The following is a 22,467-nucleotide window of genomic DNA, read 5'->3' as shown; positions in this document are numbered from 1 at the left end:
CTTCAAAACATGAGTTTTCTTGCCTAATTTGCTTTTTCTTGCAGATTTATGTTTATACTTTTAGTAACACGTTTTCAAAAACAGTGGCGACTCAGAAACGGCGAGAACATTTATCTTTATCAGATGGCGAAACGAGTTAGGTAATGTTTACCGAAGGTTTGATGGATGTAATAGAATTGCATATCAATAAATTAGCATCGTTGTTTACTGTCGGGCCCAGTGTAAAGTCTGCCGCGCTCTCTGCACGTTTAGTAAAATCGGTAAGTAGCAGTATTAGTTTTAGCTGCCACATTTAGTCTGAGATTATTAAAGCCTTGTTATATTCATAGTTCATCCTTGCGATATGCAATACGGAAATTTCCTGCGGGCATTCTACCTCGCAGGCCTCCATATTGGTGCAATGGCCAAAGCCTTCTGCGTCCATTCGGCCAACCATAGCAATGACCCTTTCTGTGCGTTCTACCTGACCTTGCGGTAATAAAGCAAGCTGGGTGATCTTGGCTGAAGTAAAAAGATCAGCGCTGGAATTCTTACAAGTGGCCACGCAAGCACCACAGCCGATACAGGCCGCAGCATCAAAGGCTGCTTCGGCGATTGGATGTGAGATCAGGATCCCATTTGCCTCTGGCGTTTCGCCGGTGGCTGCTGAAATATAGCCACCCGCCTGGATAATCTTATCAAAAGAACTACGGTCTACCTTTAGGTCCCGAACAATCGGGAACGCAGCAGCGCGGAATGGTTCGATGTAGATCGTGTCGCCGTCCTTAAAACTTCGCATGTGCAGCTGGCAGGTAGTGGTGTGGCTAAGCGGGCCATGTGCCCGGCCGTTGATCATCATTCCGCATTGCCCGCAAATGCCCTCTCGGCAATCATGGTCAAATTCCACAACCCGCTCACTTTTCTGGATAAGGGATTCGTTGAGCAGATCCATCATTTCTAAAAACGACATATCCGCTGAAACATCATCAAGCTCATAGTTCTTCATCGCGCCGGGTGCCGCAGGGCTATCCTGCCGCCATATCTTCAAATATATTTTCATGATCGGGGTTATTTATAGCTTCTAACAGTTAAGGATACATTTTCAAATACCAGTGGCTCTTTGTGCAATTCGTGTACGGTATTTACGCCTTTCCATTCCCAGGCCGATACATAGCAGTAGTCTTCATCATTGCGCAGTGCCTCACCATCCGGGGTCTGGTATTCTTCGCGGAAGTGGGCACCGCATGATTCTTCGCGGCTTAAAGCGTCCTCACACATTAATATACCCAGGTCAAGATAATCGGCCACACGCCCGGCTTTCTCCAGTTCGCTATTCACCGTATGGTCGCCGGTTATTTTTAATTCTTTATAGAACTGATCCCGTAGCGCTTTAATGGATACAATAGCCTTCTCTAAACTCTCTCTGGATCGGGATAAGCCACAACCATCGTATAACAGCTTTCCTAATGTTTTATGGAAATGATCTGCCGAGAGGTGCCCGTTGATATTCAAGAACTGCTGCAATTGTTCTTTTACAGTCTGTTCGGCTTCGACAAAAGCCGGGTGATCTGTAGTTATCTTTTCGGCTTTTAACTCGCCTGCCAAATAATTTGGTATACTATAGGGTGCTATAAAATAGCCATCAACAGAGGCTTGCAGTAATGAATTTGCGCCTAAGCGGTTGGCGCCATGGTCGGCAAAATTTGCTTCACCCAGGGCAAATAAACCGGGGATGGTAGTCATGAGTTCATAATCTACCCAAAGCCCGCCCATTGTAAAATGCGCCGCAGGTGAGATCAGCATCGGCTCCTCATAGGCATTCACCGCGTTGATCTTATCATACATTTTGAACAGGTTGCTATATTTCTCCTTGATCTTTTCCTTTCCCTGTTCTTTAATGGCTTTGGAGAAATCCAAAAACACGGCGTTCTTCATAACCCCAACGCCGCAACCGGCGTCAATACGTTCTTTTGCTACGCGGGAGGATATATCCCTTGGCGCCAGATTACCGAATGTGGGGTAACGGCGTTCCAAATAATAATCCCGCTCTTCTTCCGGAATCTCATTTGGCTTGCGTTCGTCGTGTGCCTTTTTGGGTACCCAGATTCGACCGTCATTACGCAATGACTCGGACATTAAAGTCAGTTTAGACTGATGTTCGCCGGATTGCGGTAAACAGGTTGGGTGAAACTGGATCCAGCTTACGCCCGACATATAAGCGCCCTTTTTATGCGCCCGCCAAATGGCGGAAGTATTACAACCCATTGCCAGCGTAGAGAGGTAGTAAACTTTACCGTAGCCGCCGCTGGCCAGTACCACTGCGTTTGCCGCGTGGCGCTCTATTTCGCCTGTGACCAAATCACGGGTGATTATGCCTTTTGCCTTACCATCTATCACCACCAGGTCCAGCATCTCGTGCCTGCTGTAGGTCTTTACTTTGTTGGCTCCCACCTGCCGCATTAAGGCCTGGTATGCGCCTAACAATAGCTGCTGACCGGTTTGCCCGCGTGCATAAAAGGTACGCGATACCTGTACACCGCCAAAAGAACGGTTATTTAAATAGCCGCTGTACTCCCTGGCGAACGGTACACCCTGCGCAACGGCCTGGTCGATCAGGTTGGCCGAACATTCGGCCAGCCGGTAAACGTTGGCCTCGCGGGAGCGAAAATCGCCGCCTTTAATGGTATCTGAAAACATGCGGAACACGCTGTCGCCGTCGTTCTTATAATTCTTGGCCGCGTTAACACCGCCTTGTGCAGCCACGCTATGCGCCCTGCGTGGGGAATCCTGGAAACAGAAGGATTTAACATTATAACCCAGTTCGCCCAATGATGCGGCGCAGGAAGCGCCGGCAAGTCCGGTCCCCACCACGATAACGTCTAATTTCTTTCTGTTAGCAGGGTTCACCAGCTTAACGTGTTCTTTATAGTTATCCCATTTATCGGCCAGATTGCCTTCGGGTATTTTTGAGTTTAACATGATGATAAGTTATTAAAGTAAACAACAATGGGTATCAGCATAAAACCACCGGTAATAAAAGCGGTATACAGCCAGCCCACATAACGCACGACCTTTACATATTTCGGATGGTACAACCCCAGCGTACGGGCGGCGCTGAAAAAGCCATGCAGCAGGTGGAAACCCAGGGCGATAAAGGAAATCTCATAGATAAGCACATACCACCATTGATGAAAGGTTAATACCACAACGGTATACATATCCTTATAACCCTGCTTATCCAGTCCCATAGTGGTAAAATCAGATACGTACCAAAAGTCCTTTAAGTGGATTACCAGGAACGTCAGGATAACAGTGCCCAGCAAACCCATGTTGCGGCTGTTCCAGGGACTGGCATCAGCGCGTTTATCGTACACGTATTTGGTGCCATTAGCCTTTTTGGTTTTTCGGGCCAGTACCAACGCATAAATCGCATGGGCGATGATCGAGATAAGCAGTACCCACGAAATGATCTTTATAAGCATATTGCCGGCAAGCAAATGCGAGTACCAGTTAAATTGCTCTTTAGCTTCGTCGGCAGGCAACAACAATTGCAGGTTGCCCAGCAAATGAATCACCAGGAAAAAGCAAAGGAACAAGCCTGTGCCGGCCATTACGAGTTTATATTGAATGGTTGTTTGTTTCATAAGTTGGATTTTATCGGCAATTATTATTTAATCAGATTCATTCGTTGGCTACCACGAGCCGATAACCTTCCACCAAAGTCCACCGACAATGAACCAAACCAAGAGGAACAGTACGCTCATGAAAAAGCCCTGTTTCCACCAGTCCTTCATATCCACATAAGTACTGCCGAAGAATATAGGTGCAGGTCCGTGGCCGTAGTGCGTTAGCGAACCCATCAGTGTGGGGCAGGCACCTAAAAAAATAGCTAGCATCGGCCCTGGTACGCCCACGGCTATACCCACCGCTAAAAACACAGAGTACATAGCCGCCACCTGCGCAGTTGCACTGGCGAATAGGTAATGGCAATAAGAATAAACGAGAATGATTAAAGGAAATGCCAATTGCCAGCTGAATTGCTTCATGCTGCCGCCTACCAGATGGCCGAACCAACCGATCAATCCCAAAGAGTTCAAATATGAGCCCATCATCACCAGGGCCGAGAACCACACAATGGTATCCCATGCGCCTTTTTCAGCTTTGACATCTTCCCAGCTTAGTACACCGCAAAGCAGCAGGATACAAAGGCCGATAAGCGCGCCGGTAGTGGCATCGATAGACATCAGGTTACCAAAGATCCAAAGCACCAGCAGGACGATGAACGTAGCCACCATCAGCCATTCCTGCAGCGAGATCTTACCCATTTCCTTCAGTTTAGCGGCCGCCATGGCAGGCGCTTCTTTGGTCTGCTTGAGCTCGGGCGGGTAGAATTTATAAAGGAATAAAGGCACCAGTAAAAAGCAAACCAAACCCGGTATCGCGGCTGCCATTGCCCAGCTACCCCAGGTGATGTCGACCCCCAAATCATGAGCAAACTTTTGCGCCATGGGGTTACTGGCCGTAGCGGTTAGGAACATCACTGAAGTGATCATATTGGCATTATAACTGCTCAATGTGAGGAATGCGCCTATTTTGCGATGCGTTTCCGGCTTTTCCGGCTCTGAACCCATGTTTACCGCGATAGATTTCATGATCGGGAAGATCACCCCTCCGGCCCTTGCCGTATTACTGGGTATGGCCGGTGCAAGTATCAGATCGGCGGTATTGAGTCCGTAAGCTAAACCCAGCGTGCTTTTCCCAAACAATTTGATAAAATTATAAGCGAGCCGGTTACCCAAACCTGTTTTAATAAAGCCGCGGGCAATAAAAAATGCCAGTCCGATTAGCCAGATGGTGGAATTGCCAAAACCGCTTAAGGCATTGGTAATGGATTTAACCGGGTTGCCCGGGGCCAGTACCTGCGTACCGGCGCAGAGCGTAATACCCAGCATCGCCATGGTACCCATGGGCGCGGCTTTTAATATGATGCCGACTATGGTGGCTACAAATATGGCCAGCAAATGCCAGGCATTGGGCTTAACGCCTTCGGGCACCGGAATGAACCAAATGATGAGGCCTACCACAAGCGTAATGGCGAAGGCTTTTAAATTGATCTCTTTCATGATTAAAAATTAAAAGCGTACCTGTAATTGGAGATAAGCCAGGTTGTGGTTATAAGCCGTAGTAAACGGAACGTTTTTTTGATAGAGGTCGATGGACACGCCTAATTGCAGTGCGGCATAGAAATCATCCGCAAAAATGAGGGATACGTTGGGTATAACGGTTTGCCTGGAGTTGTGATCAAACCTGTAGTTCTCGTTGAAATATTCGTAGCGGGAAGAGAACTCGATACCTCTGATCCTGCTCATATTAGTATTGTAGCGCACTATCGGGAATATATAAAAACCCTGCATCCGCACATCGCTTAATCGGGGTTTCACCATTAAGGCATTGTATAAGGCAAAATTTGTCCCGGTTTTATATTCGCCGCCCAACGACAATTCCCATCGTTCATTTAAGGTAAGACCTCCCTTTACATCAATACCCAGTGCATTACCGTTACCGTTGCCCAAGCTGCCCTGTGCGGCGTTAACACCCAGGGTCAGCCCTTTAAATACATCTGCTTCCAGCCTGCCATATACGTTCTTGGCATTGTCGTTATCATTGGCCTGGTTGCGGTTGTTTCCGTTATAAGCTCCTGCATAATAGCGCAACCGGCCGCCTTTATTAATATTGCCGAATATGGCAACACCAGTCTGGAAACTTTGCCAGCCGCTCGCACCGAAGGCATAATACTGGTTAGAATAATCCAGCGTACGGATGATATCGTTAGGGACCACATCTTCGATGCCGAAAAACGGCCGGAACTGGCCGGCCTGTACGTTCAGATAGTTGCTGAGCGTATATTTGACGTAGGCATTCTCCAATACTTTATTGGCCGGATCGCTGTTAAATTCCGCGAAGTTGACCAGCAGGTTGGCGGAGAAGTGATCATTTACCGTACCTTTTACAACAAAACGCACGCGCTTCAGCATAAAGCTGTTGGTGATCTGGCCCGTAGTGGCCGTAGCAGCCGGATCGAAATTCTTGCCGTTAATATCCACATCTTTGGTCAGTGAGCAGAGGAACCGGGTTTGTAAAAGCCCGGCAAAAGTGATAGATCTTTTGTAGGCAGAGAAATTCCTGATGGTATCGGTATTGACTTGCGGCGTTGCTGCCGTTTGCTGCGCTGAAACCTGAAAACAGGCAAACAGCATCAGGACTTGTAAGGTAAGATGTTTCACATGGTGATGATAGAGAACGTTTGATTAAATGCTGTAAAGACGATCCTACAGTAGATTAAAACATTGCCCGGAATATTTGTAAAAACGATCCGGGCAATTCATGAGTGATTTTATCAGAGAGTGCCCACCATATTAGCGGGTTTTACCCATTCGTCGAATTGTTTACTGGTCATTAGTTTTAAACCAATGGCCGATTCCCGCAGCGATAAATTCTCTTTCATTGCTTTTTGAGCTATCCGGGCAGAATTTTCATACCCTATATGCGGATTCAATGCGGTTACCAGCATCAGTGATTCTTCAAGGTGTTTTTTTATACCTCCGTAATTGGGTTCGATTCCCATCGCGCAATGCTCATCAAAGGATGTGCAAGCCTCGCCGATGAGGCGGGCGGATTGCAGGAAGTTGGCGGCCATTACCGGCTTAAATACATTGAGCTGAAATTGCCCATTAGATCCCGCGATAGTAATAGCCACATCGTTCCCCATCACCTGTGCGGCCACCATGGTAACTGCTTCGTTTTGTGTAGGGTTGATCTTACCCGGCATGATTGATGAGCCAGGTTCGTTCTCCGGCAAATGCAGTTCGCCTATACCACAGCGTGGGCCTGATGCTAGCATGCGAATGTTATTGGCTATCATCATTAAAGATACCGCGATCTGTTTCAGTGCACCATGACTTTCTACAATAGCATCGTGGGCCGATAGTGCTTCAAACTTATTATCGGCTGTGCGGAATGGAAGGTCAGTGAATTGGGCGATATACTCCGCCACTTTCACATCATATCCCTTTGGTGTGTTCATGCCCGTGCCTACAGCAGAGCCGCCAAGGGCTAATTCAGCCAGATGATCCAGGGTATTTCGTAAGGCTTTCAGGCCATGATCCAATTGGGATACATAGCCGGATATTTCCTGGCCCAGCGTCAAGGGCGTCGCATCCATCAGGTGGGTACGGCCAATTTTTACCACATCTTTAAAAGCTTCCGATTTCGTTTTTAACGTATCACGCAGTTTTTCGATACCCGGTATGGTCATATCGATCAGTATTTTATAAGCTGCTATATGCATAGCAGTAGGAAAAGTATCATTGGATGACTGTGATTTGTTTACATCATCATTGGGATGGATCACCATTTTACTATCGCCCAGCGCACCGCCGTGAATTACATGCGCACGGTTGGCAATAACCTCGTTCAGGTTCATGTTGGATTGCGTGCCCGAGCCGGTTTGCCATATCACCAACGGAAACTCATTCGGGAGTTTTCCATGCAATATCTCATCGCAAACCATCGCGATCAGATCACGCTTATCTGCAGGTAATACATTTAAATCGGTATTGGCATAGGCGGCTGCTTTTTTCAAATATGCAAACGCTTCGATAATCTCAACCGGCATAGAAGCTTTGGGGCCGATCTTAAAGTTATTACGGGAGCGTTCTGTTTGTGCGCCCCAGTATTTTTCTGCAGGCACCTGCACATCACCCATCGAGTCATGTTCGGTTCTGAAATGTAGTTCGGTATCGGGAATGTTTAACAATAATGTTGACATAGGAGGTGTAGTTTAATAGATGTGGTGTAATGGTGGACTATTGCGAAAGAAACTATTGTGATAAGCAACCGCTTTAAAATGATGATGATCACTAATTCACGTAACACTGTTATTCCCACCTGGCAGGCTTAATTTTTCAGGAGAACCGGAACGGCGTTATTGTTCCGGAATGGGTAGTGCTGTAACAAGCACCGGAAAGGTTAAATGTTTCGATTTCATAAATTATAATTTTTCACTGAAGGCATCCGGTTGGCAACAGTCACTAATGTTCTTATAAAATTGTTTCATAAATTATTGAGAACGCGACATTCGACACGTACCATATTGACAACCGTGATATTCAATAACTTAAAATCGATAATATTAAAACTCTGCCATGCGAATTTCAAAGGAATTTGTGCCAAATTAACTCCTAGTGGAGAATGTAAATCCGCAATTTCTAAAGCTTATAACAATGATATTCAAACAGTTAAGTGAAGCGGGTGTTTTATTGGCAGACTTTGCAAAAAACCATTGGTTTTTATTTACAAGTATTTAAAAATCAATTACTTGCAATGCATCATGAAGATATCGGAGAGGAGAGCGCCGTTATTGCGTTACTCAAACTGCGTTTTTGATGCTCTGAGAGCGGTTCTTGATTTTTCATTTTGCAGTTTTTAGTGTTTTTTGTCACTCTTTTGACAGAGTTTTTCTTATCCAAATTTACGAAAAAGCGAACTTTTTACGCAAAAAAAAGACGATTTTTTCCGTTTCGTCGAGAAAGAAATATTCTCCATTTTTTGTAGACATTTATTGCTCCACGCTTTAGAAACGCATTGTTTTTGTCGTGAAGAAAAACCAATTCTCCACGGAAAAAATTGGGTCAAATGCAATATTCTCCATTTTTTGTGGTGATTTTTGTATTCTCCATCGCTCAAAAAAACATAAGAAAAACAAAAAAAGCTTGCCAAAAGACTGGCTAATACTCCGTCAAAAGTGTGGCAAAAGTGTGGCAAAACTCTACCAAAACACCTTGATAAATGCCATTAATCAGCAGTAAAAAATCAATTATTCTCCACATAGCAAAGGGGTATGTTAATGCGCAAATACAGATGCATTCGCAAAGAAGTCTCGTTGGTTATTAAAATTTCCTAATTTGCATAAACCTAAATTTGTAATGCAAGTAAGATTTACTCAAGCTCAACTAACTAATCTTTTTAAAACGTCGAGTGACACTGCCCTTCGGTCTTTAGCCTGGGCCTTGACTTGGTTCACCCTGTTCTTTGTCAACAAGATACTTTCGATAATAATCACAAAGTAAATCTAAAGGGCCTTGACATTTCGCCCGGCGCGTGCTCTTGGTTGCTTAAGCGGTAAATATGGGATGGTGTGTTCAATAATTTATTCCACTACGGGCGTTAGCGATATGCATTTCGACTAAAAAAACTTACTGTTTTTGTTTTTCAGGCAGATTGTAGCGAAGAAAACGCGATAAAAATAAAGGAAAGTGTTGTACCTATGTTGTTCCCTCAAAAAAAACAGGCCTTCAGAGGTTAATCTAAAAGCCTGATAATCAATATGTGGAGAATATCGGATTACTTAAAGCCGTTATTGCATTACTCAAACTGCGTTTTTGAGGCTCTGAGAGCGGTTTTTTAATTTTCATTTTGCAGCTTTTTAGTGTTTTTTGGCAGACTTTTGACAGAGTTTTTCGCCGGAAATTATTCCCAAAATCCTTGTTTAGGATATCAAAAATGCGGTTTTTAAACTTTTTTCAAAATTGCCTTTTATAAAAATACTGACTTTTTTTGTGATTTTAGGCCTTTTTCATCTATTCTCCACTAAAAATTCAGGTATTTTAACCACTCTTTTAATTTTAAATCCTTTTTTCTTTTACGACTTATCACAACTTCTCTTGGTCGTTATCCCTCTTGTCAATTTCCTTTTTAACCTCTGCAATTAATTGTTGTTCGGTAGGTAAATACAATTTATACTCACTTGCAAAAATGGTTTTGTTATCTTCCGGAAGGGAAATCTTCACAACGGCATTGTTCTTTTCTGCACATAATAAAATACCTATTGTTGGATTTTCAAAGTCCTTCTTTTCGTACCGGTCATAATAGTTTACGTACATCTGTAGCTGACCTATATCCTGATGGGTGAATTTTGTCGTCTTTATCTCTATGATTACAAAGCATTGCAAAAGCCGGTTGTAAAAAACAAGGTCAATAAAGAACTCGTCACCTTCAATATGTAACCTCTTTTGCCTTGCAACGAATGCAAAACCGTTACCCATTTCTAATAGAAAATCATGCAAATGTGTAATGATCGCTTGCTCCAGGTCTTTTTCATAATAGGATGCCTCACGGTGTAATCCTAAAAATTCCAAGTACATTGGGTCTTTGATGATCTCTTTAGCATCAGACGGTTGCTTTTCGTTTCGGGCCACAGCCAATACGCTATTTTTGTCGTTGCTCATTAATAACCTTTCCCATAAACTGCTATGGATTTGACGTTCTAATTGGCGTACGGTCCAGTTATTCTTAATAGTTTCAGCTATATAAAAATCACGTTTATCTTGGCTGTCAAGCCTGATGATAACTTTATACTGGCTCCAACCCAATTGCGAATACAGTGTATTCGCAATTGGGAATGTGCGATAAAATTGGCGGAATAATTCTATCTGCCGCTTCGAGAATCCGCTACCGTATTCGGGTTCTAATTGATCAGCAATAAATTTAGTGAGATAATTACCATAATCCGCCCGGTCTTTCCCTTGTTGTTCTTCTTCGAAAATGCGTTGCCCTATTTGCCAGTACATTAATGTACGCTCATGGTCAACCAACCTGATCGCCTTGTCTTTAGCATCATGAATAATGGCTTGAATATCAGCTATGACAGATTGATTAATAAGCATTGTATAAAGAATTATGGTTCACTCGCAAAACTACAAAAATAGAGGATGTATTAAAAAAGATGAAATCCTAACTAAAACCGTGGTTACTCAAATCAATTAGAACGGGAATAATTTGTTTCCTAAATTTGGACGAGGCTAAATTTCTATGTTAAATGAAAGATGACCGATTAAATCTATACAAGTCCTTATTCAAAGGCAGGGAAGATGTGTTTGCTTTAAGATGGGAGAAAAGTGGTAAAAGCAGCTATATGCCTGCTTATAGTTTTGATCCTCACCGATATCGACTGCATCAAATGAAAGGCGGTACTTTTCAAACCTTTACCGATAAATCATATCAAACGTTAACAGACGATCATTTAATTAAGCATTTAAAAGGTGAGCAAGTTGTAGGCCTCTACCCATTATTACAAGATAATACATCCTGGTTCATTGCGGCTGATTTTGATGAAGCGGACTGGATTAAAGAATGCAGGGCATTTATCAAAATCTGTGAGGAACATGATATACCTACTTACTTAGAGCGCTCACGTTCCGGCAAAGGTGGCCACGTATGGATATTTTTTGAAGAGCCCTATGAAGCATTTCGGAGCAGAAAGATAATGATGGCCCTGCTACAGAAAGCAGGCTTGATTTCTGTTTTCGATAAAAACTCAAGCTTTGACCGGCTTTTTCCCAATCAGGACTACCATTCAAAGAAAGGCTTAGGAAACCTTATTGCTTTACCCTTAAACAAAACGAGCCTAAACGATGGCAATAGCTGTTTCGTTGATCCTGAAACCTTACAGCCCTTTGATGACCAGTGGTCTTTTTTAAAAACAATCAAAAGGATTCAGATAAGCCAACTCAATTACATTTACAAAGAACAAACTGCCCACGACGAACTTTCAACAGGGCTATTTCAAAAAGATCAGCCTATAGCTGGTAAGTTAGCCATATTATTAAACAATGAAATTCATATTAGCCGCATAGGATTACCTGCTTCGGTTGTTGGCTTTTTGAAAGAGGAACTAAACTTTCCCAACAATGAATACCAGGTAAAAAAGAATATCAATAAAAACACTTTTGGCGTAAAACGCTACTTTAAACTATTGAATGAAACACCGGATTCTATTTCAATCCCCCGTGGATTTATTGGTAGGTTATTACGGTTTTGTAAAGAGCTGCAAATTGAATATGTACTCGAAGATCAAAGAAAGAAAGCAGAGTTAATCAGTTTTAAAGGCACTATTTCATTAAGGGAGTATCAATTACCCGCGCAGCAGGCAGCTACTAAAAAAGATTTTGGAGTTATTGTCGCTCCGCCTGGTTCTGGTAAAACAGTATTGAGTTTGGCTATTATAAAAGACAAGCAGCAACCGGCACTCATTTTAGTTCATCGCAAGCAACTGGCAGACCAATGGATAGAACGCATAGAATCCTTCCTGGGGATTCCTAAAAAGGATATTGGACGTATTGGTCAAGGAAAGAACAAGCCCGGTAAACACATTACTGTTGCCATGATCCAAAGTATGGAAAAAGCACTGGCAACAGCTGAAAATGTAGAGTTGATGAATGCGTTTGGTACCATCATCATTGATGAGTGCCACCATGTTCCGGCTGAAACTTATCAGCGTGTTATTGGGAAACTGAGTAGCTACTATATGTACGGGCTCACCGCTACACCATTTAGAAAGTATAATGATGGCAAGTTAATATTTATTCATTTGGGAGAAATCATCCATGAGGTTAAAGCACCGGATGTGCAAAATCAAACTGGTACGCAGATTATCATTAGGGATACCGATCTGTTTGTTCCCTTTAATACCAAAACAGACAAGTTCGAAACACTATTTAAGATCTTGATCCATGATTCGGCAAGAAATCAACTCATTTTAAATGATGTGGTATCAAAATTAAATACCGGTAGAAAAGCTGTTATCATCACAGAACGGAAAGAGCATATCACTTCTCTGCAACAATATTTAAAACAAAATTACGATACCATAGCATTAAGTGGCGAAGATTCTGACTTATCTAAAAAGTCTAAATGGGCAGCTATAAATAAAGGTGACTTACAGGTGCTGATTACAACAGGCCAGTATTTTGGCGAAGGAACCGACATCCAGAATATAGAGTGCCTGTTCTTAGTTTACCCATTTGCTTTTGAGGGTAAGCTGATTCAATATATCGGCAGGGTACAACGATCAGAAGTATTACCTGTCATTTACGATTACCGTGACCACAAGATTAGCTATCTGGAAAGACTCTTTCAGAAAAGAAACCAGTATTATAAAAAGCTCGATCAAAATGGACTAACGAGCTTGTTAGATGAAAGCGAAGTAGTAAGCGGTCAAATCAATGAGAAAATTGAGGTGCCCATTGAGAATTTGGAATTTAGATTTGGTAGTATTGCTTTTAAACGCCCCTTAGCCGCTTTTAATAATAAAGAAGTTGAATTTGAAATAGAGAACCTAAATATCAGGCCCGAGTTTACCGTACTTAAACCCTACTTTATCAGGTTTCTAAAAAGCACAACTGTATTGATAAATATCCGGGCCACTTTTCAACATAATAGGCTGGTGTTTAAATCAGCAACCTCAATTGATCTTGATAAGATAAACCGCGAGGTTATTGAAAGTGTAAAGTTCCGGTTCTTGAGTAAAGAGATCATTAAAGGCATTCCTGCTGGTGAAGAAAATCTATTGGATGCCGGGCAAGTGCAAGGCGGTAGTGAACAATTGATTTATACAAATGAGGATGATCTATTGGAAAACATACTGACTCTCAAGCAGTATAAGCATCATCGTCATCTCCGTTACCTTTCCCAAAAACATGAACGATCTATATTAAAGCTCCGCTTTGTATTAGAGCCTTTTTCATTTGTGTTCTTGCTCTCTGGCAATAATCAATATCATTTGGTTTGGGAAACATTAGATACCGAAGAAGCAACCTATATATGGCATATCGAAAAGTCTGCCTACGAACTTGAAAGGAATTTAAAGCGGATAGATGCACTGCTTGGACAGATACGAACAAAAGGGCGGCAGCTATATCTTGAAACTAATCCTGAACATTTTAGCAGGGTCGTTCATGATTATTCCGACGACAAAGGCTTCATTATTTGGAAGGATCTATTGGAAGAAAAATTATATTAGCTTAAAGATCGATACTTGAAAAATCCTCAATCCTCGTTTGGCAATTCGTGCTCTAGTGAATGTTGCTTTTCTACTATTTCATAGCTACTAAGTGTTTTTTGTAGCTGCGCCTTAATTTGTTTCACCAATATCCTTGGACGCAAGACTCTTATTTTTGAACCGAATCCCAATAGTTCCCGCTCCAGCTCAAAATTAAGAATCACTTTGATACTAAAAACCTTACCCTCGTTTTCGTCACCTAACAGCTTTTGCGTATGATGAAGCGGCTTGGTGATTACATAAGGCGCGTTAGCATTATCGATCCAGAATACCACCTCGCAATCACGCTGACCGGGAGATTTGGTAACGCCGATCACATCATTGTAATAAGTAGTCAAGTCTATAATTCTATTCTCCCGATATTTCTCATCATGCTCTTCTATGGATTGTATCCTGTCAAGCGCAAGGTTTAACAGATGACCTCTATTTTTATGCGGTATTCCCAAAACAAACCAGCGATTTCTGTATTCTTTTAACAAATAAGCGCTAAAGCAAAAAGTACTGGCTTCCCGCGCTTTGAAAGACTGATACGTTAAGCAAAGTGTTTTCTTAGCCACAATCGCCTTACGGATGCCTTCAATATATTCCAATCCTTTCAGGTTATCATTCTTTTCAAAATCATCACCGGCGGGCTGTGCGTTTTTTGCGAATAGATCTTATCTTCAAGTTTGCTCACCATTTCGTTCAAATCGGTAAAATGGTTAAAGCCTTTAAACTGCTTCAGCAAACTGGATACCTCACTTAAAACCTGCATGTCCTGCTGGCTGATCGGGCTGTTGGTGATACTATAGTTTTTTTCAGCATAGGTGTAATATTTCCGGTCAACAACAATGATAGGTGCCTCGTAACCCAGCTTATTACTACGCATCATTTCAATATCTGCCTGTACCGATCTGCGGCTCACACCCTTATCAATGCCTTCAAACTGATATAAAGCATCAGAACATGCATCTATAAGATCGTCCAGCGTCCATTTCTTATAGCGGTTCTGTAGACAGTTATCAATAGTGCGATATCGGACAAGGGCGTTGCGGTTAACAGGCATCGAAAAATATTTTAATAAATATGCTAATTATTTTTTACTGCGCAAAAAGACTGCGCACTTAGTATTCACCTTTGTAGTGTTGAAAGCGTGCATTGCTAATAAAGAAGGTAATGCACGCCGCATTGAGGAGAATAATTATCTTAACCGTTCAATCTTAAACTGATGTTACTAACCATATCCACCACGCATTTCCCAGCAGATGATCTGAGCTACTTATTGCACAAGCATCCGGGTAAAATACAATCTGTTGATCTATCGGCAGGAAAGGCTCATATCTTTTATCCGGAAGTAAGTGATGAAAAATGCACAGCCGCTTTACTACTGGACATCGACCCGGTGGGATTGGTAAGGAGTGCCGGGCCTAAAGGCAATGACTTTGCCCTGGAACAATATGTGAATGACCGGCCTTATGTGTCAAGTTCATTTATGAGCGCTGCCATTGCCAAAGCTTATTCCTCTGCTCTTAACGGCAGATGCAAGGATAAGCCGGAGTTGGTAGATGTAGCCATGCCATTTACAGTTAAGCTATCAGTATTGCCGGTAAAGGGTGGCGAGCTTGTGTTGAGAGCCTTATTTGAGCCATTAGGCTACCAAGTTAATGCCGTGCAACATACCCTTGATCCCACTTTCCCGGAATGGGGTTACAGCCGATATTTTACTGTAGAGCTAAGCAACAAACTGACTCTACAGCAACTGCTTTCGCACTTATATGTATTGATACCCGTCTGTGACAACGACAAGCATTATTGGGTAAACCAGGAGGAAGTCGAAAAGCTACTGGAGAAAGGTAAGGATTGGTTGGAAACCCATCCGGCCAAAGAAATGGTCGTTCGCAGGTACCTGAAAAATCAGCGATTGCTGACTAATCAGGCATTAGGTGGATTGTTGAGCAAGGATGAGATCAAGGAAGCGGTAGAAAATGAAATAACGATAGAAGGAATGACCGATATTGAAGAGCCGCAATTACGCATACACGAATTACGCTTACATGCCGCTAAAGAGGAGTTATTGTTGGCTGGCGCTAAACGGGTAGCGGATTTGGGTTGCGGCGAAGGTAAACTCATCAAGCTTTTATTGGCCGAAAAGCAATTTGAATTTGTTTTGGGCATGGATGTGAGCTATCGCTCGTTGGAGATCGCAAAGGAAAGACTGAAACTGGAACGGATGCCGGAAAGGCAACTGCAAAGAGTACGGCTGATTCAAGGCTCATTAACTTACAGGGACAAAAGACTGGAAGGCTTTGATGGCGCTGCATTGGTAGAAGTGATAGAACACCTGGATGAACCGAGACTGGCTGCGCTCGAAAGATCGGTATTCGAATTTGCAAAACCGGGCGTTGTAGTTATTACGACACCAAACGCAGAATACAATGTGCGTTTTGCAGATCACCAAGAAGGTAAAATGCGCCATAGCGACCACCGCTTTGAGTGGACGAGGAAAGAATTTGAAAGCTGGGGTACTGATTTGGCTGTAAAATATAGTTACAACGTGATCTTTAAACCGGTTGGAGAGGTGGATGCTGAAGTTGGGGCATTAAGCCAGATGGCGGTATTTAGCCGCCGTGATGAAATAGCAGAACAATTGGTATAATCACCATTAAGAAGAAAAGAAATGTCAACAAATAAAACCATACAAATACCCGAATTAGCATTGGTGGTCCTGATAGGCGCTACCGGCTCAGGAAAATCTTCGTTTGCTAAAAAGCATTTTAAGCCAACGGAGATTGTATCTTCTGATGCCTGCCGTGGCCTGGTGAGTGACGACGAAAACAACCAGGCTGCCTCTGCCGACGCATTTGCTTTGGCCAGGTACATCACCGGCCTGCGCTTAAAGAACGGGTTGGTTACGGTAATAGATGCCACCAATGTTCAGGAAGAGGCGCGTAAAGACTGGATAAAGCTGGCCAGGGAATATCATTGTCTGCCGGTAGCTATCATCTTGAATATGCCGGAAAAAGTTTGCGCGCAGCGTAATGGCTTACGCCCCGACAGAAACTTCGGCGCGCATGTGATACCGCAGCATATCTCGCAATTGAAACGAAGCTTTAAAAAGTTAAAGTACGAAGGCTTTCGCCATATCTTCGAATTGCGATCACCTGAAGAAGTTGATGCGATAAGCGGTATTGTGCGCGATCCTTTATATAACAATAAAAAGGAAGAAACAGGGCCATTAGACATCATAGGTGATATACACGGCTGCTATGACGAGTTAATACAGCTTTTGACAGACTTGAATTACACTAACAATGGTGAAACATGGGTTCATCCTGAGGGCAGAAAGGCTGTTTTTGCAGGTGACTTAGTTGATCGCGGGCCTAAAACGCCTGATGTATTAAAGTTGGTCATGAGCATGACATCGACCGGTAACGCTTACTGTGTGCCTGATAACCATGACATTAAACTCATGCGCTGGTTAAGCGGTAAAAACGTCCAGGCCAAACACGGGTTACAGGAATCGATCGATCAGTTAAGTCTGGAAACTCAGGAATTCAGGGAACAGGCCAGGAAGTTTTTAGATGGGCTTATCAGCCATTATGTATTTGATGGCGGTAAATTGGTAGTTGCGCATGCAGGTTTAAAAGAAAGCATGCAGGGTCGTGGTTCAGGTGCGGTACGTGAATTTTGCCTGTACGGAGAAACTACTGGCGAGATTGATGAATTTGGCTTACCGGTCAGGTTGAACTGGGCGGCCGAGTATAAAGGCAGAGCAATGGTTGTTTACGGGCATACGCCCGTTCCGGAAGCACAATGGCTAAACAACACCATTGATATTGACACCGGCTGTGTATTTGGCGGGTCATTAACCGCTTTGCGCTATCCTGAACGGGAGTTGGTAGCCGTAAAGGCCGCCCAGGTTTACTGCGAGCCGGTAAAGCCTTTAAATCATGGTAAAGCCGACAAAACAAGCTTAACCATGCAACAGGAAAATGATACCGTGTTGGATATCGCTGAATTTACAGGGAAGCAAATTGTAGAAACGCGCTTGGGTAACAACATCACCATAAGGGAAGAAAACGCCATTGCGGCTTTAGAAGTCATGAGCCGCTTTGCGATCAATCCAAAATGGCTGATCTATTTGCCGCCTACAATGAGTCCGTCGAAGACCAGCATACTGGATGACTACCTTGAATTCCCAACCGAAGCTTTTGATTATTACAAAGCAGCCGGGATTAGTAAAGTGGTTTGCCAGGAGAAGCATATGGGTTCAAGGGCGGTGGTTATCGTGGGTAAGAATGAAGAAGCGATCAGCAAAGCATTTGGAATTACAGGAGAAGGGATAGGTACGGTTTATACCCGTACAGGTCGCGCCTTCTTCAATGACAAAGCAACCGAGCAGGCCTTGTTGGCACGATTGAATGAAGCTTTGGTCAATTCGGGATTCTATGAAGCATTCGATACCGACTGGGTTTGTTTGGATACTGAGTTAATGCCTTGGAGTGCTAAAGCGCAAGCTTTACTACAAACGCAATATGCAGCTGTAGGCAGCGCGGCAACGCATGCCTTGGACGATGTGATGGATGCGCTGAAACAATTAACTAAAAGGGATGCAAACGGAGGAGCATTGTTAGCGGAATATAGCGAAAGGCAAAATGAAGCTAAGCAATTCACTAAAGCTTATCAGCAGTATTGCTGGCCGGTAAACAGCCTTGACGATTATAAACTGGCGCCATTCCACATCTTAGCATCCGAAGGAAAACTTTGGACAAGTGAGAATCACGAATGGCATATGGAACAAATAAAAAAGATTTGTGAGGCCGATCCGGTTATATTGTTGGCTACACCTTATAAAGTCGTGGAACTGAATGATGAAACCAGCATTAACTATGCTACGGAGTGGTGGTTATCTTTAACGGGGAAAGGCGGTGAAGGTATGGTGGTTAAACCTTACAACTTTATTGAAAGAGACGGTAAAGGATTGATACAACCAGCTATCAAGATCAGGGGAAAAGAATATTTGCGGATCATCTATGGTCCGGAATATACCGCCGCTGAAAACATCATCCGCCTAAAGTCGCGCGGATTAAATGCCAAAAGAGGATTAGCCATGCGCGAGTTTGCTTTGGGCATAGAAGGGTTGCAGCGTTTTACAGATAAAGAACCGTTAAGACGCGTACACCAATGTGTATTTGGAGTGCTGGCTATGGAAAGTGAACCTGTAGACCCAAGATTGTAAATGAATAATTATTGCTAACATGAAAGACATCATCCTGCAAAAGTTAACTGAACTGGAGCAATCGGAAAATATAAAAATCCTGTATGCGTGCGAATCGGGTAGCCGGGCCTGGGGCTTTGCCTCGCCCGATAGTGACTTTGATGTTCGCTTTATTTACGCCCGGAATGTCAACCACTATCTGAGTATTGCAGAAATGCCGGATGTGGTTGGCCTCCCGGTTGACGAAGTATTGGATATCGGCGGTTGGGATCTAAAGAAGGCTTTGAAGCTATTCCTCAAATCAAATGGCCCTTTGTACGAATGGCTGCAATCACCTATCGTATATCGTCAGGATAATACTTTCGCTGATGAAATGCGCAGTTTAATGCCAGCTTATTTTTCCTTGCGCTCGGGTGGTAATCACTATTTATCAATGGCGAACAATACGCTTAGAGATGATCTGCAAAGTGAACTTGTCAAGCTGAAGCGCTACTTTTATGCACTGCGCCCTACTTTAGCTTGCCAATGGATAGTTGAGAAACAATCTGTACCGCCAATGGAATTTGATAAACTGAGGGTATTAATAAGCAATGATAAAATTCAAAAAAGCATCGATCATTTGCTTGAACAAAAGAAAGACGCGGATGAAAAGGCTTTTATCAAACCCGTTGCTTTGCTTAACGAGTGGTTAGCTGATACACTGAATTATTGCAGGGAACAATTGCCTCTGCTGCAATCGGAGAAGAAAGACGCAGATGAACTGAATGAAGTGTTTAGAAAATACATACAGCCATGACCTACGAACAGCTAAAGCAACAAAAAGAACTTATACTATTGGATTGTATCAGCGGCAGCACAGCTTACAACCTGAATGTGGCTGGCTCTGACGTGGACAAAAAAGGAATCTTCATCATGCCTCAAAAACAGCTATATGGATTTGAGCGGCAAGATCAGATTGCTAATGCATCTAACGATGAAGTTTACTTTGAGATAGGTCGTTTCCTGGAGTTATTGGCGAAGAATAATCCCAATATATTGGAGTTATTAAGCACGCCAAAAGAGCATGTATTATTTCGCCATCCATTAATGGATCTGATAAAGCCGGAGGATTTCTTGTCGAAACTTTGCCTGGATACCTTTGCCGGATATGCCCAAACACAAATCAAAAAAGCAAGGGGACTAAATAAGAAGATCAACAAGCCATTAGATACCGAACGTAAATCGGTATTAGATTTCTGCTTTGTAATCCATAATAATGGCAGTATCCCATTAAAGGAATGGCTAATAGAACATAGCTTCACACAAGAAGAATGCGGCTTAGTTAATCTCGACCATTTCAGGAATGTGTACTTACTATACCATCAAAAGCAATTAACCGAAGGACGATTCAAAGGAATCATATCGGGTGCCGATGCCGATGACGTACAGTTAAGCTCTGTGCCTAAAGGTGTAGAAAACGTCGCTGTCATAAACTTTAACAAGGATAGCTATTCCATTTACTGCCGGGAATACAAGGAATACCAGGAATGGGAAACAAAGCGCAATGAGCAACGCTATCAAAGCACATTATCACATGGCAAAAGCTACGATGCTAAAAATATGATGCATACTTTCCGGCTCTTAAACATGGCCGAAGAAATTGCGCTATACCAAAAAGTGATCGTTAAGCGTGATGATCGCGACTTTCTGCTCAAGATCCGCAATGGCGAGTTTGAGTTTGATGCACTGATGCGAATGGTGGAAGAAAAGATGGAAGAAGTCAGGGGCGCTTATGAAAAATCTGCTTTGCCTGATAAACCTAATATTCAAATAGCAGAAGGGTTGTTGGTGCAAATTAGAAGATCTATTTATAGCAGTTAAGAAATGTAGTAATTAAAATACCTTGCATATTCATCGACCATAAATAAAGTGGAGAATACAAATTCTCATTCTTGCAATTGTAACTTATTGATATTCAAATGCATATGGAAAGCGAAACATTTACTGGCAGACTTTACCAAAAATTACCGATTTTACTTTTTAAGTGTTTGATAATCAATTACTTAAAAAGTCACATGGAAGATATCGGAGAGGAGAGCGCCGTTATTGCATTACTCAAACTGCGTTTTTGATGCTCTGAGAGCGGTTTTTGATTTTTCATTTTGCAGTTTTTAGTGTTTTTTGTCACTCTTTTGACAGAGTTTTTACCTACCCAAATTTACGAAAAAGCTAACTTTTTGCGCAAAAAAACGACGATTTTTTCAATTTCGTTGAGAAAGAAACATTCTCCATTTTCCGTAGACAATTATTGCTCTACGCTTTGGAAACGCATTGTTTTTGACGTGAAGAAAAACATATTCTCCACCGTAAAAATTATATGAATTTCCTGTTTTCATTTTTTTCCGTGAAGAAAAATGTATTCTCCACGGTTGTTTTTTGAAAAAAAGTTTACGCAAAAGGCGAAAATTTCAGGTGGAAAATACGGCTTTGGCAGAGTTTTGACAGAGTTTTTTCATCCCAAAAAACAACGTAATTTTCCTGAAAAATATATTTTAGCTGTATCATTTTGTTCAGCCGCGAATGTGTATTCTCCACGTACTTTAATGCTTCGTTTAGCTACCTTTCTGCATGACCTTGCCCGATATCGATAAAAATCAACTAAAATCGCTATTTTCTTTTCACCTTGCTACATGGCATCGATTTTAGTAATTACTTATTATCTTCACACTTTGATAGATATAATTACATGAACAATATTGTCTGGATTTTAAAGCCTTTAAAAGACAACTCTAATTATATTGATTTGGTAGTTAATCTATCGAATAAAGAAGGTGTTGACCTCAGTAATTACGATGTGAGTCAGGTTTCAAGTGTTGTTTATTCTTTTAAAGATGAAATTGTAGAGCACTTGCTGAATAATGGATTTTCGAGTTTGATCTCAGCAGACTTGCTATTAGAGGATGTGGTTGCTAAGGATACACCGGCTAACAAGATCATTCCTCTGTTACAACGCTATTTAGATAAGATTGGCATTAAGGACGAGTTGATCATTGTTGATCCTTATTTCTTTGCCAAATCAAAAAACCCTGATTATGTAACCATTGTTATTCAAGTATTAGCTAAATATTTGCTACAAATAACCCAATTGATTTTCATTACCAATTACTCTATTGATGCAACGTTGAAAGCCGCGATAGAGTTTTCTTTAAAAAAGCTAAACCCATCTTTGAATATAATACACCAGTTGAGTTATGATTATCATGATAGGTTTTGGATTTCAGGTGATAGGGAAAAAGGTGTTGTTATGGGAACTTCGTTGAATGGCTTAGGAAATAAACTGGCTCTTGTAGATCGACTTAATATCGTCGACGTAAGGTTGATCGTTAAAGAGCTTATCAGTGATGGTCTGATCTAA

The 22,467-nt window shown here is 42.4% G+C and carries 16 protein-coding genes; 6 read left to right on the top strand and 10 right to left on the bottom strand.

Going from position 1 to position 22,467, the window contains the following annotated elements; translation table 11 throughout:
- Positions 1-136: 136 nt before the first annotated feature.
- The 8 genes from BDD43_RS29850 to BDD43_RS00955 all read right to left on the bottom strand — a co-directional run bounded on the left by BDD43_RS29850 (position 137) and on the right by BDD43_RS00955 (position 10,703).
- The gene (locus BDD43_RS29850) at positions 137-292 is read right to left on the bottom strand and encodes a hypothetical protein (protein WP_162846950.1); all 156 of its coding nucleotides are present in this window, start codon (positions 290-292) and stop codon (positions 137-139) included.
- Complete coding sequence (locus tag BDD43_RS00985) at positions 293-1,039, bottom strand: succinate dehydrogenase/fumarate reductase iron-sulfur subunit (RefSeq protein ID WP_121195773.1); 747 nt, start codon at positions 1,037-1,039, stop codon at positions 293-295. It abuts the gene before it with no gap.
- Positions 1,040-1,047: 8 nt separating this feature from the next.
- Positions 1,048-2,958, bottom strand: coding sequence for a fumarate reductase/succinate dehydrogenase flavoprotein subunit (locus tag BDD43_RS00980; RefSeq protein ID WP_211339640.1), 1,911 nt, complete (start codon positions 2,956-2,958; stop codon positions 1,048-1,050).
- The gene (locus tag BDD43_RS00975; protein ID WP_121195770.1) at positions 2,952-3,623 is read right to left on the bottom strand and encodes a succinate dehydrogenase cytochrome b subunit; all 672 of its coding nucleotides are present in this window, start codon (positions 3,621-3,623) and stop codon (positions 2,952-2,954) included. Before BDD43_RS00975 ends, BDD43_RS00980 begins: the two co-directional genes overlap by 7 nt.
- A gap of 48 nt (positions 3,624-3,671) precedes the next feature.
- Positions 3,672-5,102, bottom strand: coding sequence for an anion permease (locus tag BDD43_RS00970; RefSeq protein WP_121195769.1), 1,431 nt, complete (start codon positions 5,100-5,102; stop codon positions 3,672-3,674).
- A 9-nt stretch (positions 5,103-5,111) separates the two neighbouring features.
- On the bottom strand, positions 5,112-6,263 hold the full coding sequence (locus BDD43_RS00965) for a porin (protein WP_246001388.1): 1,152 nt from the start codon (positions 6,261-6,263) through the stop codon (positions 5,112-5,114).
- A 113-nt stretch (positions 6,264-6,376) separates the two neighbouring features.
- On the bottom strand, positions 6,377-7,807 hold the full coding sequence (gene fumC / locus BDD43_RS00960) for a class II fumarate hydratase (protein ID WP_121195767.1): 1,431 nt from the start codon (positions 7,805-7,807) through the stop codon (positions 6,377-6,379).
- A gap of 1,882 nt (positions 7,808-9,689) precedes the next feature.
- The gene (locus BDD43_RS00955; RefSeq protein ID WP_121195766.1) at positions 9,690-10,703 is read right to left on the bottom strand and encodes a PDDEXK nuclease domain-containing protein; all 1,014 of its coding nucleotides are present in this window, start codon (positions 10,701-10,703) and stop codon (positions 9,690-9,692) included.
- A 152-nt stretch (positions 10,704-10,855) separates the two neighbouring features.
- On the opposite strand from BDD43_RS00955, the gene BDD43_RS00950 reads away from it, so the two are divergent.
- Positions 10,856-13,837 (top strand): DEAD/DEAH box helicase, encoded by a 2,982-nt coding sequence (locus BDD43_RS00950; RefSeq protein ID WP_246001385.1) that lies wholly within the window; start codon positions 10,856-10,858, stop codon positions 13,835-13,837.
- A gap of 26 nt (positions 13,838-13,863) precedes the next feature.
- On the opposite strand, the gene BDD43_RS30470 is transcribed toward BDD43_RS00950, so the two are convergent.
- Positions 13,864-14,466 carry a helix-turn-helix transcriptional regulator gene (locus BDD43_RS30470; RefSeq protein ID WP_246001382.1) on the bottom strand — a complete coding sequence of 201 codons (603 nt, stop codon included), beginning with the start codon at positions 14,464-14,466 and terminating at the stop codon, positions 13,864-13,866.
- A gap of 5 nt (positions 14,467-14,471) precedes the next feature.
- The gene (locus tag BDD43_RS30465; protein WP_246001381.1) at positions 14,472-14,921 is read right to left on the bottom strand and encodes a hypothetical protein; all 450 of its coding nucleotides are present in this window, start codon (positions 14,919-14,921) and stop codon (positions 14,472-14,474) included.
- A 162-nt stretch (positions 14,922-15,083) separates the two neighbouring features.
- Here BDD43_RS30465 and BDD43_RS00935 point away from each other — a divergent pair, with 162 nt between their 5' ends.
- From BDD43_RS00935 to BDD43_RS00915, 5 genes are all read left to right on the top strand, one after another.
- On the top strand, positions 15,084-16,511 hold the full coding sequence (locus BDD43_RS00935) for a 3' terminal RNA ribose 2'-O-methyltransferase Hen1 (RefSeq protein ID WP_121195763.1): 1,428 nt from the start codon (positions 15,084-15,086) through the stop codon (positions 16,509-16,511).
- A gap of 21 nt (positions 16,512-16,532) precedes the next feature.
- Entirely contained in the window at positions 16,533-19,094 is a 2,562-nt protein-coding gene (locus BDD43_RS00930) for a polynucleotide kinase-phosphatase (RefSeq protein WP_121195761.1), read from the top strand.
- A gap of 19 nt (positions 19,095-19,113) precedes the next feature.
- Entirely contained in the window at positions 19,114-19,869 is a 756-nt protein-coding gene (locus BDD43_RS00925) for a nucleotidyltransferase domain-containing protein (protein WP_121195760.1), read from the top strand.
- Positions 19,866-20,933 (top strand): DNA polymerase beta superfamily protein, encoded by a 1,068-nt coding sequence (locus BDD43_RS00920; protein ID WP_121195758.1) that lies wholly within the window; start codon positions 19,866-19,868, stop codon positions 20,931-20,933. The genes BDD43_RS00925 and BDD43_RS00920 overlap by 4 nt, the downstream gene beginning before the upstream one ends.
- An 865-nt stretch (positions 20,934-21,798) precedes the next feature.
- Entirely contained in the window at positions 21,799-22,467 is a 669-nt protein-coding gene (locus BDD43_RS00915; RefSeq protein ID WP_121195757.1) for a hypothetical protein, read from the top strand.

Source organism: Mucilaginibacter gracilis, from assembly GCF_003633615.1.
Taxonomy (GTDB): Bacteria; Bacteroidota; Bacteroidia; order Sphingobacteriales; family Sphingobacteriaceae; genus Mucilaginibacter; species Mucilaginibacter gracilis.
Note: the sequence above shows the minus strand (reverse complement) of the source record. Positions and strands in the feature narration are given on the sequence as shown.

Excerpts from the sequence above, each read along its gene's own strand:
- BDD43_RS29850 (WP_162846950.1), bottom strand. The coding sequence starts at position 292 with ATGTGGCAGCTAAAACTAATACTGCTACTTACCGATTTTACTAAACGT.
- BDD43_RS00985 (WP_121195773.1), bottom strand. The coding sequence starts at position 1,039 with ATGAAAATATATTTGAAGATATGGCGGCAGGATAGCCCTGCGGCACCC.
- BDD43_RS00980 (WP_211339640.1), bottom strand. The coding sequence starts at position 2,958 with ATGTTAAACTCAAAAATACCCGAAGGCAATCTGGCCGATAAATGGGAT.
- BDD43_RS00975 (WP_121195770.1), bottom strand. The coding sequence starts at position 3,623 with ATGAAACAAACAACCATTCAATATAAACTCGTAATGGCCGGCACAGGC.
- BDD43_RS00970 (WP_121195769.1), bottom strand. The coding sequence starts at position 5,102 with ATGAAAGAGATCAATTTAAAAGCCTTCGCCATTACGCTTGTGGTAGGC.
- fumC (WP_121195767.1), bottom strand. The coding sequence starts at position 7,807 with ATGTCAACATTATTGTTAAACATTCCCGATACCGAACTACATTTCAGA.
- BDD43_RS00955 (WP_121195766.1), bottom strand. The coding sequence starts at position 10,703 with ATGCTTATTAATCAATCTGTCATAGCTGATATTCAAGCCATTATTCAT.
- BDD43_RS00950 (WP_246001385.1), top strand. The coding sequence starts at position 10,856 with ATGAAAGATGACCGATTAAATCTATACAAGTCCTTATTCAAAGGCAGG.
- BDD43_RS30465 (WP_246001381.1), bottom strand. The coding sequence starts at position 14,921 with ATGCCTGTTAACCGCAACGCCCTTGTCCGATATCGCACTATTGATAAC.
- BDD43_RS00935 (WP_121195763.1), top strand. The coding sequence starts at position 15,084 with ATGTTACTAACCATATCCACCACGCATTTCCCAGCAGATGATCTGAGC.
- BDD43_RS00930 (WP_121195761.1), top strand. The coding sequence starts at position 16,533 with ATGTCAACAAATAAAACCATACAAATACCCGAATTAGCATTGGTGGTC.
- BDD43_RS00925 (WP_121195760.1), top strand. The coding sequence starts at position 19,114 with ATGAAAGACATCATCCTGCAAAAGTTAACTGAACTGGAGCAATCGGAA.
- BDD43_RS00920 (WP_121195758.1), top strand. The coding sequence starts at position 19,866 with ATGACCTACGAACAGCTAAAGCAACAAAAAGAACTTATACTATTGGAT.
- BDD43_RS00915 (WP_121195757.1), top strand. The coding sequence starts at position 21,799 with ATGAACAATATTGTCTGGATTTTAAAGCCTTTAAAAGACAACTCTAAT.